General features: G+C 73.4%; 14 protein-coding genes. 7 read left to right on the top strand and 7 right to left on the bottom strand.

All coding sequences use genetic code 11. From position 1 onward, the window contains the following. Positions 1 to 115 precede the first annotated feature (115 nt). From M8H82_RS32950 to M8H82_RS32960, 4 genes are all read left to right on the top strand, one after another. A complete protein-coding gene (locus M8H82_RS32950; RefSeq protein WP_250078776.1) occupies positions 116 to 1,711 on the top strand; it encodes an FAD-dependent monooxygenase in 1,596 nt (531 codons plus the stop codon). A 114-nt stretch (positions 1,712 to 1,825) separates the two neighbouring features. After that, the gene (locus tag M8H82_RS36860; RefSeq protein WP_374211733.1) at positions 1,826 to 1,873 is read left to right on the top strand and encodes a hypothetical protein; all 48 of its coding nucleotides are present in this window, start codon (positions 1,826 to 1,828) and stop codon (positions 1,871 to 1,873) included. A 79-nt stretch (positions 1,874 to 1,952) separates the two neighbouring features. Next, positions 1,953 to 2,483: a cysteine dioxygenase gene (locus M8H82_RS32955; RefSeq protein WP_250078777.1), complete on the top strand. Its 531-nt coding sequence runs from the start codon at positions 1,953 to 1,955 to the stop codon at positions 2,481 to 2,483. A 77-nt stretch (positions 2,484 to 2,560) separates the two neighbouring features. After that, the gene (locus M8H82_RS32960) at positions 2,561 to 2,977 is read left to right on the top strand and encodes a rhodanese-like domain-containing protein (protein ID WP_250078791.1); all 417 of its coding nucleotides are present in this window, start codon (positions 2,561 to 2,563) and stop codon (positions 2,975 to 2,977) included. A 73-nt stretch (positions 2,978 to 3,050) separates the two neighbouring features. Here the strand turns inward: M8H82_RS32960 and recX are convergent, their stop codons facing one another. Both recX and recA read right to left on the bottom strand, forming a co-directional pair. Then, positions 3,051 to 3,884, bottom strand: a complete 834-nt coding sequence (recX, locus tag M8H82_RS32965) for a recombination regulator RecX (protein ID WP_250078778.1) — start codon at positions 3,882 to 3,884, stop codon at positions 3,051 to 3,053. Between the two features lie 3 nt (positions 3,885 to 3,887). Next, positions 3,888 to 5,015 (bottom strand): recombinase RecA, encoded by a 1,128-nt coding sequence (gene recA / locus M8H82_RS32970; RefSeq protein ID WP_250078779.1) that lies wholly within the window; start codon positions 5,013 to 5,015, stop codon positions 3,888 to 3,890. Between the two features lie 259 nt (positions 5,016 to 5,274). On the opposite strand from recA, the gene M8H82_RS32975 reads away from it, so the two are divergent. Beyond that, on the top strand, positions 5,275 to 5,847 hold the full coding sequence (locus tag M8H82_RS32975) for a GNAT family N-acetyltransferase (RefSeq protein ID WP_250078780.1): 573 nt from the start codon (positions 5,275 to 5,277) through the stop codon (positions 5,845 to 5,847). 4 nt (positions 5,848 to 5,851) lie between these two features. Here the strand turns inward: M8H82_RS32975 and M8H82_RS32980 are convergent, their stop codons facing one another. Together M8H82_RS32980 and M8H82_RS32985 are read right to left on the bottom strand one after the other, a co-directional pair. Next, positions 5,852 to 7,117 (bottom strand): AI-2E family transporter, encoded by a 1,266-nt coding sequence (locus M8H82_RS32980; protein WP_250078781.1) that lies wholly within the window; start codon positions 7,115 to 7,117, stop codon positions 5,852 to 5,854. Between the two features lie 126 nt (positions 7,118 to 7,243). Beyond that, on the bottom strand, positions 7,244 to 7,441 hold the full coding sequence (locus tag M8H82_RS32985) for a DUF3046 domain-containing protein (RefSeq protein ID WP_250078782.1): 198 nt from the start codon (positions 7,439 to 7,441) through the stop codon (positions 7,244 to 7,246). 79 nt (positions 7,442 to 7,520) lie between these two features. Here M8H82_RS32985 and M8H82_RS32990 point away from each other — a divergent pair, with 79 nt between their 5' ends. Continuing rightward, positions 7,521 to 8,465, top strand: a complete 945-nt coding sequence (locus tag M8H82_RS32990) for a hypothetical protein (protein ID WP_250078783.1) — start codon at positions 7,521 to 7,523, stop codon at positions 8,463 to 8,465. Between the two features lie 111 nt (positions 8,466 to 8,576). On the opposite strand, the gene M8H82_RS32995 is transcribed toward M8H82_RS32990, so the two are convergent. Genes M8H82_RS32995 through M8H82_RS33005 form a run of 3 tightly spaced genes read right to left on the bottom strand, consistent with a single transcriptional unit; the run spans position 8,577 to position 10,491 of the window. Further along, entirely contained in the window at positions 8,577 to 8,882 is a 306-nt protein-coding gene (locus tag M8H82_RS32995) for an AzlD domain-containing protein (protein ID WP_250078784.1), read from the bottom strand. Continuing rightward, a complete protein-coding gene (locus M8H82_RS33000; protein ID WP_250078785.1) occupies positions 8,879 to 9,601 on the bottom strand; it encodes an AzlC family ABC transporter permease in 723 nt (240 codons plus the stop codon). The genes M8H82_RS32995 and M8H82_RS33000 overlap by 4 nt, the downstream gene beginning before the upstream one ends. Next, a complete protein-coding gene (locus M8H82_RS33005) occupies positions 9,508 to 10,491 on the bottom strand; it encodes an AraC family transcriptional regulator (protein ID WP_250078786.1) in 984 nt (327 codons plus the stop codon). The genes M8H82_RS33000 and M8H82_RS33005 overlap by 94 nt, the downstream gene beginning before the upstream one ends. Before the next feature lie 66 nt (positions 10,492 to 10,557). Here M8H82_RS33005 and M8H82_RS33010 point away from each other — a divergent pair, with 66 nt between their 5' ends. Further along, positions 10,558 to 15,342 carry an ATP-dependent helicase gene (locus M8H82_RS33010; protein WP_250078787.1) on the top strand — a complete coding sequence of 1,595 codons (4,785 nt, stop codon included), beginning with the start codon at positions 10,558 to 10,560 and terminating at the stop codon, positions 15,340 to 15,342. The last annotated feature ends 251 nt before the right edge of the window (positions 15,343 to 15,593 follow it).

The following is a 15,593-nucleotide window of genomic DNA, read 5'->3' on the forward strand; positions in this document are numbered from 1 at the left end:
ACTTGACGCAAGCACCGGCAATGGGTTGCATACGTTCTGTGATCGTGCACCCTGCTCCAACCTCCTGTTCACACGCGTCCCCCGGGACATCACTGCGGGCGGGGGGCACCACGCCGTGGACCCGGTGATCATCGTCGGGGCGGGGCCCGTCGGGCTCACGCTCGCCCTGGCACTGGCACGTCAGGAGGTGCCGTCGGTCGTTCTCGACGAGGGACCCGGCAAGGACGAAGCCCGCCTGGCACGCACCGTCGTCCTGCGCGAGGACAGCGCCGCCCTGATGGAGCGTCTGACCGGACTGCCGGTCGGGCAGGCGGGCTGCCGTTGGGCCGGATGGCGGTCGATGCGGCGCAAGCAGGTGATGCGCGAGGTCTCGTTCGACGACTCGGCGCCCGTGCACATCGCCCAGCACGTGCTGACCGGCGCCCTGCGCGCGGCACTGGCCGGTGAACGGCTGGTGCGGATCGCCGTGAACAGCCGGCTCGACGGCATCGAGCAGGAGCCGTCCGGCGTCACCGCCCGTACCCGCGGCCCCGAGGGCACCTGGTGGCGCGGCAGTTACCTGGTCGGCTGCGACGGCCCCCGCTCCACCGTCCGCAAGCTGCAGGACATCCGCTTCCCCGGCCGTACGGCCGTCGAACGGTACGCCGTCGCCGCACTGCGCAGCGAACTCCCCTGGTCCGAGGAAGCGTTGCTGCACCGGGTGCCGCCGTGGCGGACCTCGGGCCCCTCGGCCGGCGAGGTCACCGCGCGCCCGCTGCCGGACGGGGCCTGGCGCCTGGACTGGCTGCTCCCGCCGGGCAAGGACCTGGTCACCCCCGAGCTGCTGGTCACCCGGGTGCGGGAGACGCTCGCGGGCTGGACGGACGGCTCGACACCGCCGTACGAACTCCTGGACACCGGCGTCCACACGGTGCATCACCGGCTGGCCCGGCGCTGGCGGGCCGGGCGGGTGCTTCTCGCCGGGGACGCGGCGCATCTGCTCGGGGCGCTCGGTACGCACGGCCTCGACGAGGGGCTCCGGGACGCCGACAACCTCGCCTGGAAGCTGGCGCTGGCCTGGCATCACGGGCCGCACGAGGCGCTGCTGGACAGCTACCAGACGGAGCGGCGCGCGGTCGTCGCCGCCCGGCTGCGCGCCGCCGACCAGGCGCTGCCGCTGCTGCGCGGCGGCGGGGGCCTGCGGTCGTACGTCCCCGGATCGGCCCGTGGCCATGACGCGCTGCTCGCCGAGGGCCACTTGGGGCGCGGGGCGCTGGGTGCGCCGGGGGCGTACGCCGACTCGCCGCTCGCGCCTCGGCATCTGGAGGGCGAGGTGGCCGTCGACACCCCGGTGGGCGCGCCGGTCGCCGATGTGCGGGTGACGGCGGAGGACGGCTCGTTCGTACAGCTGCGGGAACGGCTCGGGCGGGGGGCGCTGCTGGTGCTGCTGATCGCGCCGGGCACCGGGGTGTGGGACCGCAAGCACTGGGTGACCGCCGGGATCATGCCGCGGCTCGCGGCGGCCGTGGCGGCGCTGCCGCATCCGGCGGAGCTGCTGGTCGCCGAGAGCTATCCGGGCGCCGCCGCCCACACGGTCCTGCTGATCCGGCCCGACGGCCACCTCGTCACGGCGCTCGGCGGGGTGCGTCCGGCCGACCTGTACGCGGCCGCGGAGGCCACGCTGGGCGGCACGGTCACGTCGGAGGCGGAGGCCACGGCGGGGTCGCGCTGAGCGGCCCCGGGGCGTCAGCGTCCACATGCTGACGGTGAGTTGACCGCTCCGCACCGCCGTGGTCTACTCCCCATCGTGACCGACACCTGTGTGCACCTGTGGCGGAAGGTCCATGTGGACCTCGTCCGCTATGCGGGCTGCATGTGTACCCGGTCCTGCTGAATTCGCATCTCTCCTCACCTGCGCGCACCGCCGTCGTGCCGTCGCGCGCTCCCCGCGAACCCTCATCAGGACGGTCGACGTGTCTGTCTCCTCCCTTCCTTCCGTGTCCCCCTCCGCCGCGCCCACGCAGGCGGACCTCCTCGATTTCGTACGGCGCACCGCGGTCGACGCCGAGTTGATCGCCTCACTCCCGCTCGACCCCGAGGGCCGCACCTGGGTGCGCCTGGAAGGGCCGGCCGGCAGTGAGGCGTGGCTGATCGGCTGGCCGCCGGGCTCGGGCACCGGCTGGCACGACCACGCGGACTCGGTCGGCGCCTTCCTGACGGCGGCCGGTGAGCTGACGGAGAACTCGCTCGCCGTGCGGCTGCCCACGGACGGCTGGAAGACCCTGGAGCTCAGCGAGGACGTCGACCGGGAGCGGCGGCTGCCGGCCGGCAAGGGCCGTTCCTTCGGCCGCCACCATGTCCACGAGGTTCTCAACGAATCCCTCGACCGGCACGCGGTCTCCGTGCACGCCTACTATCCGCCGCTGCCCCGGATCCGCCGGTACAGCCGCACCGGGCCGATCCTGCGTCTGGAGCAGGTGGAGCGGCCGGAGGACTGGCAGTGAGCGGCGGGCGGCCCTTCGGCGGCGACCAGCCCTTCACCGGCGGCCGGCCCTCCAACGGCAGCCGGTCCGAACAGCCGGTGGGGATCGACGAGTTGCTGGAGCGGGTGCGCGCGGGCTACGTGCGCGTCGGGCCGCGCGAGGCCTACGACGCCGTCCAGTCCGGCGAGGCGCTGCTGGTGGACATCCGGTACGCGGCGCTGCGGGAGCGGGACGGGGTGGTTCCGGGGGCGCTGGTGATCGAGCGCAACGAGCTGGAGTGGCGGCTGGATCCGCGTGGCAGCCACCGGGTGCCGGAGGCGAACAGCCATGACCTGCGGGTGGTGCTGTTCTGCAACGAGGGCTACGCGTCCAGTCTCGCGGCGGAGTCGCTGCACCGGCTGGGGCTGCACCGGGCGACCGATCTGACCGGCGGGTTCCAGGCCTGGCGGGCGGCGGGGCTGCCGGTGACGGCTCCCGGGCGGGGTGCGCCCCCGAGGACGTCGGGCGGGCAGTAGAGCGGCGCCGTGCCCCCGTGGTGCCTGGTCGCCAGGCGGAGCCTGCACTCCGCAAGGCGCCTGGTGCCCCGCGTCAGTACCCCTCGCCCTCCAGGAAGTCCGTCTCCTCCCCCTCCGCCTCCAGCGCCTGCCGGACCACCCGCAGCGCCATCCCCTCGGGATACCCCTTGCGGGCCAGCATCCCGGCGAGTCGGCGCAGGCGCTTGTCGCGGTCGAGGCCCCGGGTGGACCGGAGCTTGCGGTCGACGAGTTCGCGTGCGGTCGCCTCCTCCTGCTCGGAGTCGAGCTGCCCGACGGCCGCGTCGATCAGCGTGGAGTCGACGCCCTTGGTGCGCAGCTCCTGGGCCAGCGCCCGCCGGGCCAGCCCCCGTCCGTGGTGCCGGGACTCCACCCAGGCGTCCGCGAACGCGCTGTCGTTGATCAGGCCGACCTCCTCGAACCGCGACAGCACCTCCTCCGCGGCCTCGTCCGGGATCTCCCGCTTGCGCAGGGCGTCGGCGAGCTGCTTGCGGGTGCGCGGAGTCCCGGTGAGCAGGCGCAGGCAGATCGCCCGTGCCCGCTCCACCGGGTCCCCCGGGGGCTCCCCCTGCTCGGCCCTCGACGAGGCAGAGGTGCCTCCGTCCTCACCGGACGGCTCTTCGCGACCGCGCCGACGGCGCCCCCGGGCGCCGCCCGCGCCACGAGTCCCGCCGGCTCTCCGGCGCGAACCGCCGGCGAGCTCATCGGCCTCCGACGCCGGGCCACCGCCTGCCCGGCGCCCGCCGCCGTACGGTCCCTCCGGGCCGGGGGCGCCGTCCCCGTCGTACGCCGCGCCGGCCGTCCCGGTGGAACCTCCGGCACCGCTCCCCTGCCACTCCCCGGGCGGGTCGGGGCAGGCGTACTCGGCCCAGTCCGTTCGTCGTGTCACGGGTCAGCTCTTGGCAGCGGCGGCCTTGGACTTGGTGGCCTTGGCCGCGGCCGGAGCGGGCACCGTCTTGGCGGCGTCGTCCGGGGCGGCGGGACCCGCGGCGTCCGCGCCCGGCTCGGCGGCCGGCTCCACCGGACGCACTCCGACGCCCAGCTTCTCCTTGATCTTCTTCTCGATCTCGTTGGCCAGGTCGGGGTTGTCCTTCAGGAAGTTGCGCGCGTTCTCCTTGCCCTGGCCGAGCTGGTCGCCCTCGTACGTGTACCAGGCGCCGGCCTTTCGGACGAAGCCGTGCTCCACGCCCATGTCGATCAGGCCGCCCTCGCGGCTGATGCCGTGGCCGTAGAGGATGTCGAACTCGGCCTGCTTGAAGGGCGGCGCGACCTTGTTCTTGACGACCTTGACGCGGGTGCGGTTGCCGACCGCGTCGGTGCCGTCCTTCAGGGTCTCGATACGGCGGATGTCGAGTCGCACCGAGGCGTAGAACTTCAGCGCCCGGCCACCGGTCGTGGTCTCCGGGGAGCCGAACATCACGCCGATCTTCTCGCGGAGCTGGTTGATGAAGATCGCGGTCGTCTTGGACTGGTTGAGTGCGCTGGTGATCTTCCGCAGGGCCTGGCTCATCAGACGGGCCTGCAGACCGACGTGGCTGTCGCCCATCTCGCCCTCGATCTCCGCGCGCGGCACGAGGGCCGCGACGGAGTCGATGACGATGAGGTCGAGGGCGCCGGAGCGGACCAGCATGTCCACGATCTCCAGGGCCTGCTCGCCGTTGTCCGGCTGGGACAGGATCAGGTTGTCGATGTCGACGCCGAGCTTCTGCGCGTACTCGGGGTCGAGGGCGTGCTCCGCGTCCACGAACGCGACCTGGCCACCGGCCTTCTGCGCGTTCGCCACGGCGTGCAGGGTCAGGGTCGTCTTGCCGGAGGACTCGGGACCGTAGACCTCGATGACGCGGCCGCGCGGCAGGCCGCCGACGCCGAGGGCGACGTCGAGCGCGGTCGACCCGGTCGGGATGACCTCGATGGGCTCCTTCGACCGCTCGCCCATGCGCATGACCGCGCCCTTGCCGAATTGCCGTTCAATCTGTGCGAGTGCGGCATCCAGGGCCTTCTCGCGGTCGGTTCCTGCCATGGGTTCCACCCGATTTGCTTGAGTCGATCGCTTCACGTCAAAGACGCTAACGCCTGCCACTGACAATGCGCCCTGACGCCCGTCCGGCCTGTGGATAACTCGGGCACTTACCGGTCGAAACCAGGGCAATCCGCCCGCCGAGCGCCTTCGCCGGAGCCTCCATAAGAATGGATGTTCGATTTACGTGTCAAGCGCACCACGCGGAGGCCCCCGGCCGTTCTCCCGGGTGCCCGGAGCCCTCTGGTTCTATCGTGCGGTCATGACCATCGAGGTGCGTCCCGCGTCGGTCTTCGAGGATGTCCGCGCCGTGCTCGGTCCGAAGTCGCCCGGAGCCAACGTCTGCTGGTGCCTGAGCTACCGGATCCCGTCCAGGCTCAACAACGAGCTGCGCGGCCCGGCCCGCGGCGAGTACGTCGCCGAGCTGTGCCGGGCCGATCCTCCTCCCGGGGTGATCGCCTACGACGGCGACGAGCCGGTCGGCTGGGCCGCCGTGGCGCCGCGCGCGGAGACCTCCTTCGCCCGCAACCGCAAGATCCCGCACGTCGACGAGGTGCCGGTCTGGTCGCTGTGGTGCGTCCGGGTCCGCCCCGGCCACCGCAAGCAGGGAATCTCCCACGCGCTCATCGAGGGCGCCGTGGAGTTCGCCCGCGCGCACGGCGCTCCGGCCGTCGAGGCGTACCCCCTCGACAACGGCGAGGCGAAGGTCGACCTGACGATGGCGTACGCCGGTCTGCGCAAGAACTTCGAGCGCGCCGGGTTCGTCCACGCCGCCGACACCACGTCGGTGCTGGCCGGGCATCCCCGGGTCCTGATGCGGCTGGGCCTGCGCTGAGGGCTCAGCCCTTGTCGTTCTCCGAGGACGGGGCCTCTCCTCCCGATGGCCGGGCCCACGTCCGTCGCACGCGCGTGAGCAGGCCGGGGCCGCCCGTCCGGCGCCCCCGGTGCCCGTGCACACGGGGGTCGTCGGTGACGTCGTACCGCTTCACGTACGCCCCGAGGAACGCCTGGAGCGTGGCGATCGCCGGGATCGCGATCAGGGCGCCCACCGCACCGAGCAGAGCGGTGCCCGCCACGACGGACCCGAAGGCGACCGCGGGGTGCACGTCGACGGTCTTCGCGGTCAGCTTGGGCTGCAGCACATAGTTCTCGAACTGCTGGTAGAGCACGACGAAGATCAGTACCCACAGCGCGTACCAGGGGTCCACCGTGAACGCGATCAGCATGGGCAGGGCGCCCGCGAGATAGGTGCCGATGGTCGGGATGAACTGCGACACCAGACCCACCCAGACGGCGAGCACGGGCGCGTACGGCACGTCCAGCGACTGGAGCAGGACGTAGTGCGCTATCCCGGAGATCAGGGCCATCAGACCGCGTGAGTACAGATAGCCGCCGGTCTTGTTCACCGCGATCTCCCACGCCCGCAGCACTTCGGCCTGCTTGGCGGGCGGCAGGACGGAGCACAGGGCGCGGCGCAGTCGCGGGCCGTCCGCGGCGAAGTAGAACGAGAACAGCGTGATCGTCAGCAGCTGGAACAGACCGCCGATCACCTGGGCGGACACGTCGAGGACACCGGTTGCGCTGTTCTGCACGTAGTTGCGCAGCCAGTCCGAGCGCAGCAGGCCCTCCTGGATGTCCACCCGCTTCAGATCGGTCTCGAAGTGGGCGTTGATCCAGTTGATGACGGAGTCGAGATAGGCCGGGAACTCCTCGACCATGGTGATGATCTGACCGGCGAGCATCGAGCCGAGCAGGGTGACGAAGCCGGCGGACACCACGATCACCGCGAGGAACATCAGCGCGGTCGCCAGCCCCCGGCGCATTCCTCGGGCCGCCATCCAGCTCACCGCGGGCTCGATGGCCAGGGCCAGGAAGAACGCGATCACGATGTTGATCAGCAGCCCGGTGAGCTGGTGGAAGGCCCAGCTGCCGAGCTGGAACGCACCGAAGAGCGCGAGCGCGAGCACCATGGCGCGCGGCAGCCAGCGCGGCATGCGCGCGGGCGGCGGCGCGGCGGCGCCGTCGGCCGGGGGCTTGGCCGGCGGCGTCGTGCCGAACGGAGAGGGGTGCTGCGAGAGCTGCCCGGTGTCGTCAGTGGGTGCCACGGAGCAAGTCTCGCCCACGCCACCGACAACCGGGTGCCGTCCTGCGATCTTCGTGACCTGTCACGGCCGTTCCTGTGCCACGTCCATGACCTGTCACGGCTGTTCCTGTGCCACGTTCCTGACCTGTCACCGCTGTTCCTGTGCCACGTTCCTGACCTGGCAGACGACCCGCCACACGTCCTTGGCCTCCCAGCCGGCGTCCAGCGCCTCGCGCACGGTGCGTCCGCCGAGCTCCGACATCACGTGATCGCGCGCGAAGGTCTCGGCGTATCCCGCCGAACCGAAGTGCTCCGCCATCCGCTCCCAGAAGACCGTCAACCTCATGACATCAGTATCCCGCCCTGAGGGTGGGCCCTCGCCGGGCCCCCTCACCGAGACCGCTTTCCGGCCTACGGTCTGACGCATGGCCGAAACCGGAGCATCCGCACTCCCCCCGACACCCCCGGCGCGCTCCCCGCTCTTCCGCGCCGAGCAGTTCGTCTGGCTCACCGCACGCGTGCTGGAGCAGCGCCTCTTCGCACACGACTTCCTGCACGGCGGCGCCGATCCGGTGGACACCGCGCTGGACGCCTACCGCAACGACGACGGGGGTTACGGCCACGCGCTGGAACCCGATCTGCGCGGCCCGGTCAGTCAGCCGCTGCACACCGCGCACGCGCTGCAGGTGCTGGACGCGGTCGGCCGCTGCGGCGGGCAGCGCGTGGAGCGCGTCTGCCGCTACCTGACGTCGGTCTCCACCGCACAGGGCGCCCTGCCGGCGGTCCATCCCAGCCAGCGCGGCTACCCGGCGGCGCCGTTCATCCCGATCGTGGACGACCCGCCGAGCGAGCTCCTGGCCACCGGTCCGGTGGTGGGGGTGCTGCACCGCAACGAGGTGTGGCACGCCTGGTTGTTCCGGGCGACGGACTTCTGCTGGCAGGCGGTGGAGTCCCTGGAGAAGTCCCATCCGTACGAGGTCGAGGCCGCGGTGGCCTTCCTGGACTCCGCGCCGGACCGCTCGCGCGCGGAGGCGGCCGCGGACCGGCTCGGCCGCCTGGTGCGCCGGGACCGGCTCGCGGCCCTGGACCCCGGCGACCTCGCCGCCTACCCGGTGGCGCCCGGCTACGCCCCCACCGAGCACCACTTCCCGCACGACTTCGCGAAGAGTCCGCGATCGCTGGCACGCGCGTGGTTCACCGACGGCGAGATGACCCGCTCGCTGGACCACCTCGCCGCCGAGCAGCAGGCCGACGGCGGCTGGCCCGTCCGCTGGCGCCACTGGTCCCCGGCCCCCGCCCTGGAGGCCCGCCCCTTGGTGACCATCACCGCCCTGCGCACACTGAGGGCGTACGGCCGGGCCATCGGGTGACGTAACGGCAGCCGAGGCCCCGCGCTCACCCGGGCCGAGCCACCCGGAGCCCTCGAGGCCACCGCTCACACGACCAAAGTCCACACTCCCCCCGGCCCCCGGCCCCTCGCCTCAGCCAAGCGCCCGCACCCCCGCGGTAACCCCCACAGCAACCCCCACGACCAGCAGGAACGGCGCCCGCAGCACCAGCGCCAAGCCCGCCGCAGCAAGCCCGGCCGCCCGTGCGTCCAGCACCAGTGCGCGCCCGTCGGCGAAGGTCTGCTGGGCCGTGAGGGCGGCGAGCAGCGCGACCGGCAGCAGCGCGGCGAGCCGCCGGACCAGGGGCCGCTCCAGGACGCCCGCGGGGACCAGGAGCCCGGCGAGCTTGACGGCGTAGCAGCCGAGGACCGTCAGCGCGACGGCGATCCAGATGTTCACCGGTCCCCCTCCCGCAGCCCCCGCCGGCCCTGGGCCCACAGCACGACAGGAGCCGCCAGCGCGGCCACCAGCACCGGCACCCCGGCCGGCAGGACGGGCAGCAGCCCGAGCCCCAGGACGACCGCGGCCCCGGCGACGACGCGCTCGGTCGCGCTCGTCAGCATCGGCGCGAGCAGCGCGAGGAACACGGCGGGCCCGGCCGCGTCGAGGCCCCACGCGTCGGTGTCCCCGATGGCCTCGGCGCCGAGGGCCCCGCCCAGCGTGGTGAGGTTCCACAGGACGTACAGGCTGAGCCCGGTGACCACGAAACCGAGCCGCGCGGCACGCCGGGTGGGCTGCGCCAGCGCGACGGCGGCCGTCTCGTCGATGACCCACTGGGCGGCGAACGGCCGCACCGCGCGCGGGAGGGCGAGCACCTGCGACAGACGCAGCCCGTAGAAGGCGTTGCGCACCCCGAGGAAGAACGCACCGGCCGCCGCCGCGATCGGCCCTCCGCCTGCCGCCAGCGCCCCGACCAGGGCGAACTGGGACGCACCGGTGAACACCAGAAGGCTGAGCGCGCAGGTCTGCCAGAGCGAGAGCCCGCTGCCGGCCGAGGTCACCCCGAACGCGAACCCGGACAGCCCTACGGCGACTCCGACCCCGAGCCCGTCCCGTACGACGGCGGCGTCCGGCTTTCCTCCGCTGTCCCGTATGTCTGTGAGTGTTGTGTCTGCCACGCCTCGGACGGTAGGAGCAGCCGCCCTCTTCGGTCTTGTACGTTCTTGCGCTCCCGCTGGTACGCGCCCGGGGGCACGCCCACGATCCGGCTGAAGTGCCGGTTCAGGTGCGGCTGGTCGGCGAAGCCCACGGCGACGGCGGCCTCGGCGGGCGCCACACCGGTGTCCAGCAGCCCGCGCGCCCGCCGTACCCGGGCGTCCGTGAGCCAGGTGTGCGGTGGCATCCCATAGGCGTCCCGGAAGGCGCGCAGCAGCGCGAAGGGGCTGGTGCCCAGCTCACCGGCCAGCTTGTCCAGGGTCGGCGGCTCGGCCATCCGCTCCTGGAGCACCCCACGCGCGCGGGCCGCGATCCGGGCCCCCGCGGTACGCACCTCACGCTGCGGCAGTGCCCCGCCGTTCAGCCGCAGCAGCCGGGTCACGGCGACCCGCAGCAGGGTGTCGGCGGCCAGGGCGTTGCCCTCGTCGGCGGCGCGCAGCACCTGATGCACCAGGGAGACCGCGTAGGGGTCGTCGAGGACCGGGGACACGAAGCCGGGCGTACCGCGAATCGCCGTGGTTTCGGCCGCGATCTCCGCCACGACCTCGGGAGACGGGTACACCGCCCCGTACCGCCACCCCTCCGGCACCCCGGCCCGCCCGGTGTGCGGGGTGTCCGGGTTGACCAGCGCGAGCGCTCCGGCGCCCGCGTACTGGTCGGAGCCGCGGTGGTGGAACACCTCGACACCGTCGGCGATGGCGGCGATGACGAAGTGCTCGTGGGTGTGCCGGACGAACGTCTTGCTGACGTACCGGGCCCGCAGCAGGTCGACGCCGGGCAGCTCCGCGTACCGCCAGTGCCGCGCCCGCTCGCTCGATCCCGCCGTGCCCCCATTCTCACCGCTCCCCGACACGACGCCGTGGCGGCCGTGTTCGCGCAGGTCAGCGCGATTGTCAGTGGCCGGGTGCAGGATGGACGCATGGTCAGCTCCGCACATCGAGCTCTGGACGGCTTCTCCCCCGCGACCCGCGGCTGGTTCACGGGGGCTTTCTCCGCGCCCACCGCGGCCCAGGCGGGCGCGTGGCAGGCCATCGGCGAGGGCTCGGACGTGCTGGTGGTGGCCCCCACCGGGTCCGGCAAGACGCTGGCCGCGTTCCTGGCCGCCTTGGACCAGCTGGCCTCGACACCTCCGCCCGCCGACCCCAAGAAGCGCTGCCGTGTGCTGTACGTCTCGCCGCTGAAGGCCCTGGCGGTGGACGTCGAGCGCAACCTCCGCTCCCCGCTGACCGGCATCCGCCAGGAGTCCGTCCGCCTGGGCCTGCCCGAGCCCGAGGTCAAGGTCGGTATCCGCTCGGGCGACACGCCCCCCGCCGAGCGCCGCGCCCTGGCCACCCGTCCCCCGGACATCCTGATCACCACGCCCGAGTCCCTGTTCCTGATGCTGACCTCGGCCACCCGCGAGGCGCTGACCGGGATCGAGACGGTGATCCTGGACGAGGTGCACGCGGTGGCGGGCACCAAGCGCGGTGCCCACCTCGCGCTCTCCCTGGAGCGCCTGGACGAGCTGCTGCCGAGGCCGGCCCGGCGCATCGGCCTGTCAGCCACGGTCCGGCCGGTCGACGAGGTCGCCCGCTATCTCTCTCCGCGCCGCAAGGTGGAGATCGTCCAGCCGAAGTCGGACAAGGAGTTCGACCTGTCGGTGGTGGTCCCCGTCGAGGACCTGGGCGAGCTGGGCGGCTCCCCGGTGGCCGAGGGCAATGAGGGCGGGGAGCGCCCGTCGATCTGGCCGCATGTCGAGGAGCGCATCGCCGACCTCGTCCAGGCCCACCGCTCCACCATCGTCTTCGCCAACTCCCGCCGCCTGGCGGAGCGCCTGTGCAACCGCCTGAACGAGATCGCGTACGAGCGGGCCACCGGCGAGCCCCTGGACGAGCACCACGCGCCCGCCGAGCTGATGGGCGGCTCCGGGGCCGCCCAGGGCGCCCCGCCCGTCATCGCGCGCGCCCACCACGGCTCGGTCTCCAAGGAGCAGCGCGCCCTCGTCGAGGAGGACCTCAAGGCGGGCCGGCTGCCCGCGGTCGTGGCCACCTCCAGCCTGGAGCTGGGCATCGACATGGGCGCGGTGGACCTGGTCGTCCAGGTGGAGTCCCCGCCTTCGGTGGCCTCCGGGCTCCAGCGCGTGGGCCGCGCGGGACACCAGGTGGGCGCGGTCTCCACCGGCGTGGTCTTCCCCAAGTACCGCGGTGACCTGGTCCAGGCGGCCGTGGTCACCGAGCGGATGCGCACCGGCGCCATCGAGTCGCTCCGCGTCCCCGCCAACCCCCTGGACGTGCTGGCCCAGCAGATCGTCGCCATGACGTCGATGGACACCTGGCAGTTCGACGACCTCCTCGCGATGGTCCGCCGGGCCGCCCCCTTCGCCTCGCTCCCCGAGTCCGCGTTCACGGCGGTCCTGGACATGCTCGCCGGGCGCTATCCCTCGGACGCCTTCGCCGAACTGCGCCCACGCGTGGTGTGGGACCGCGTCGCCGGCACCGTCACCGGCCGCCCCGGAGCCCAGCGCCTCGCCGTCACCTCCGGCGGCACCATCCCCGACCGCGGCCTGTTCGGCGTGTTCCTCGCCGGATCCGACCCCAAGAAGGGCGGCGGCCGGGTCGGCGAGCTCGACGAGGAGATGGTCTACGAGTCACGTGTGGGCGATGTCTTCACGCTCGGCACCAGCTCCTGGCGCATCGAGGACATCACCCGCGACCGCGTCCTGGTCTCCCCCGCTCCGGGCGTCCCCGGCCGGCTCCCGTTCTGGAAGGGCGACCAGCTGGGCCGCCCGCTCGAACTGGGCCGCGCGCTGGGCGCGTTCCTGCGCGAGGTCGGCTCGCTCACCCAGGAGGACGCCCGGCTGCGCCTGCTGGCCGCGGGACTGGACGCCTGGGCCGCCGACAACGTCCTGTCCTACCTGGCCGAACAGCGCGAGGCCTGCGGCCACATCCCCGACGACCGCACCATCGTCGTGGAGCGCTTCCGCGACGAGCTCGGCGACTGGCGCGTCGTGGTGCACTCCCCGTTCGGCGCCCAGGTGCACGCTCCCTGGGCGTTGGCGCTCGGCGCCAAGCTCTCCGAGCGGTACGGCATGGACGCGCAGGTCATGCACGCCGACGACGGCATCGTGCTGCGCCTGCCGGACGCCGATCTGATGGGCCTGGACCTGCTCGACCGGGAGCCCGTGAAGGCGGGCACGGAGTTCGACGCCGACCAGGCCCCCGTGGGCGCCGCGGACGTCGTCTTCGACAAGGGCGAGGTCGACCAGATCGTCACCGACCAGGTCGGCGGCTCCGCGCTGTTCGCCTCCCGCTTCCGGGAGTGCGCGGCGCGCGCCCTGCTCCTGCCGCGCCGCAACCCCGGCAAGCGCACCCCGCTGTGGCAGCAGCGCCAGCGCGCGGCGCAACTGCTCCAGGTGGCCAGCGAGTTCGGTTCGTTCCCGATCGTCCTGGAGGCGGTCCGCGAGTGCCTCCAGGACGTCTTCGACGTGCCCGGACTCACCGAGCTGATGGGCGACCTGGAGTCCCGCAAGGTGCGCCTGGTCGAGGTCACCACCCCCGAGCCCTCCCCCTTCGCCCGCTCCCTGCTGTTCGGCTACGTCGCCCAGTTCCTGTACGAGGGCGACTCCCCGCTCGCCGAGCGCCGCGCCGCCGCCCTCTCCCTCGACTCCCGGCTGCTGGCCGAACTGCTCGGCCAGGCGGAGCTGCGCGAGCTGCTCGACGCCGAGGTGCTGACCGAGCTGGAGCAGGAACTGCAGTGGCGCACGGAGGACCGCCGCGTCAAGGACGCCGAGGGCGTCGCGGACCTCCTGCGGATGCTCGGCCCGCTGACCGACGCCGAGCTGGCCGAGCGGGGCGCGGAGCCGCAGTGGGCGCGAGAGCTGGCGGGGGCCCGCCGCGCCATCCAGGTCCGTATCGCCGGTGCCGAGCACTGGGCGGCGATCGAGGACGCGGGCCGGCTGCGCGACGCCCTCGGCACCGCCCTGCCGGTGGGAGTCCCGGAGGCCTTCACGGAACCGGTGAAGGACCCGCTCGGCGATCTCCTCGCGCGGTACGCCCGCACCCACGGCCCGTTCACCTCGGTCGCCGCGGCGGCCCGTTTCGGCCTGGGCGTGGCCGTCACCGAGGGCGCCCTGCAGCGGCTGGCGGCGGCGGGGAGAGTGGTCCAGGGCGAGTTCCATCCGGCGGGGATCGGTCAGGAGTGGTGCGACGCGACGGTGCTGCGCCGGCTCAGGCGCCGTTCCCTGGCCGCGCTGCGGCACGAACTGGAGCCGGTGGCATCGGCCGCGCTCGCCCAGTTCCTGCCCCAGTGGCAGCACATCGGCAAGGGACACGGACTGCGCGGCATCGACGGACTGGTGCGCGCCATTGAGCAGTTGCAGGGCGCGTCGGTGCCCGCTTCGGCCCTGGAGAAGCTGGTCCTGCCGTCCCGGGTCGGGAACTACACCCCCGGGATGCTCGACGAACTGACCGCCGCCGGGGAGGTGGTGTGGGCCGGCGCCGGCGCCCTGCCCGGAAAGGACGGCTGGGTCTCCCTGTACATGGCGGACGCGGCCCCTCTGTTGGTGTCGGCGCCCCACCCCCTGGAGCTGACCGCGCTCCACCAGTCGGTCCTGGACACCCTGTCCGGCGGCTACGGCCTGTTCTTCCGGCAGATCGCCGACCAGGTCCGCGCCACCACCCACCCCGACGCCACCGACCCCCAACTCGCCGACATCATCTGGGAGCTGGCCTGGTCGGGCCGTCTGACGAACGACACCCTGGCACCGATGCGCTCGCTGCTGGGCTCGGGCCGCACCGCGGGCTCCACCGCCCACCGCGCCAAGCGCACGGTGCCGCGCGGACGCTACGGCTCGCTCACGCCCCCCGCCCGCCCCGCCTCCCGCTCGGGCCCGCCGACCGTCGCGGGCCGCTGGTCCCTGCTCCCAGCACCCGAACCCGACCCCACCGTCCGCGCCCACGCCCTGGCCCGCGCCCTCCTCGACCGGCACGGCGTGGTCACCCGGGGCGCCGTCTCCGCGGAAGGCGTCGAGGGCGGCTTCTCGGCGACGTACCGCATCCTGTCCGTCTTCGAGGAGAGCGGGCAGGCCCGGCGCGGCTATGTGGTGGAGGGCCTGGGCGCCGCGCAGTTCGCGATGGACGGCGCCGTGGACCGGCTGCGCGCGGTGTCGAACGCCCGTGACCGCGGCGACGCGCTCCCGGCACCGCCCTTCGAGACCGAGACCTTCGCCGGCCACGACTTCGACGAGAGCGCCGCACCCTTCCCCACCAGGCCGGACGAGTACATCTCGCCCCGCGACTTCCCCCCTCCCCCGCACCGCACCCGCCCCGCCTCCGACTCCCGGGCCGTCGTCCTCGCCGCCGCCGACCCGGCGAACGCCTACGGCGCCGCCCTGCCCTGGCCCGAACCGCCGTCCGGCGCCGGACACAAGCCGGGCCGCAAGGCGGGCTCGCTGGTGGTCCTGGTCGACGGCGAGCTGACCCTGTACATGGAGCGCGGCGGCAAGACCCTGCTGGCCTGGCCCGCCGCCCCCGACGACGCACCGGCGGACGACCCCCGCCTGCAAGCGGCCGCCGACGCCCTCGCGGCGGCAGCCCGCGCGGGCTCCCTCGGCACGGTCACCGTCGAACGCGTCAACGGCGCCTCCGCCCTGACCTCCCCCCTCGGCGTCCTCCTGGAAGGAGCGGGCTTCATCGCCACCCCCCGCGGCCTGCGCCTCCGCGCATGACCAGCCCACGCCAAACCCGCCCCAGGCCACCGGACACACCACGAGCAGGCAAAACCCCCACCGGCCCCCCGAACACGCCACGAACAGATCGCGCCACAACCCCAACCGGCCGACCGGACACCCCGCGGACAGGTCCACGCCACATCCCCCACCAGCTCTGCGCCCACATCACCACCAGGCCGCGCCACAACCCACCAGGCCGCGCCACAACCCACCAGCCCGCCGCCAATCACCCCGCCGGCAGACCCCGC

The sequence above is a fragment of the Streptomyces sp. YS415 genome (genome assembly GCF_023544665.1).
GTDB lineage: Bacteria > Actinomycetota > Actinomycetes > Streptomycetales > Streptomycetaceae > Streptomyces.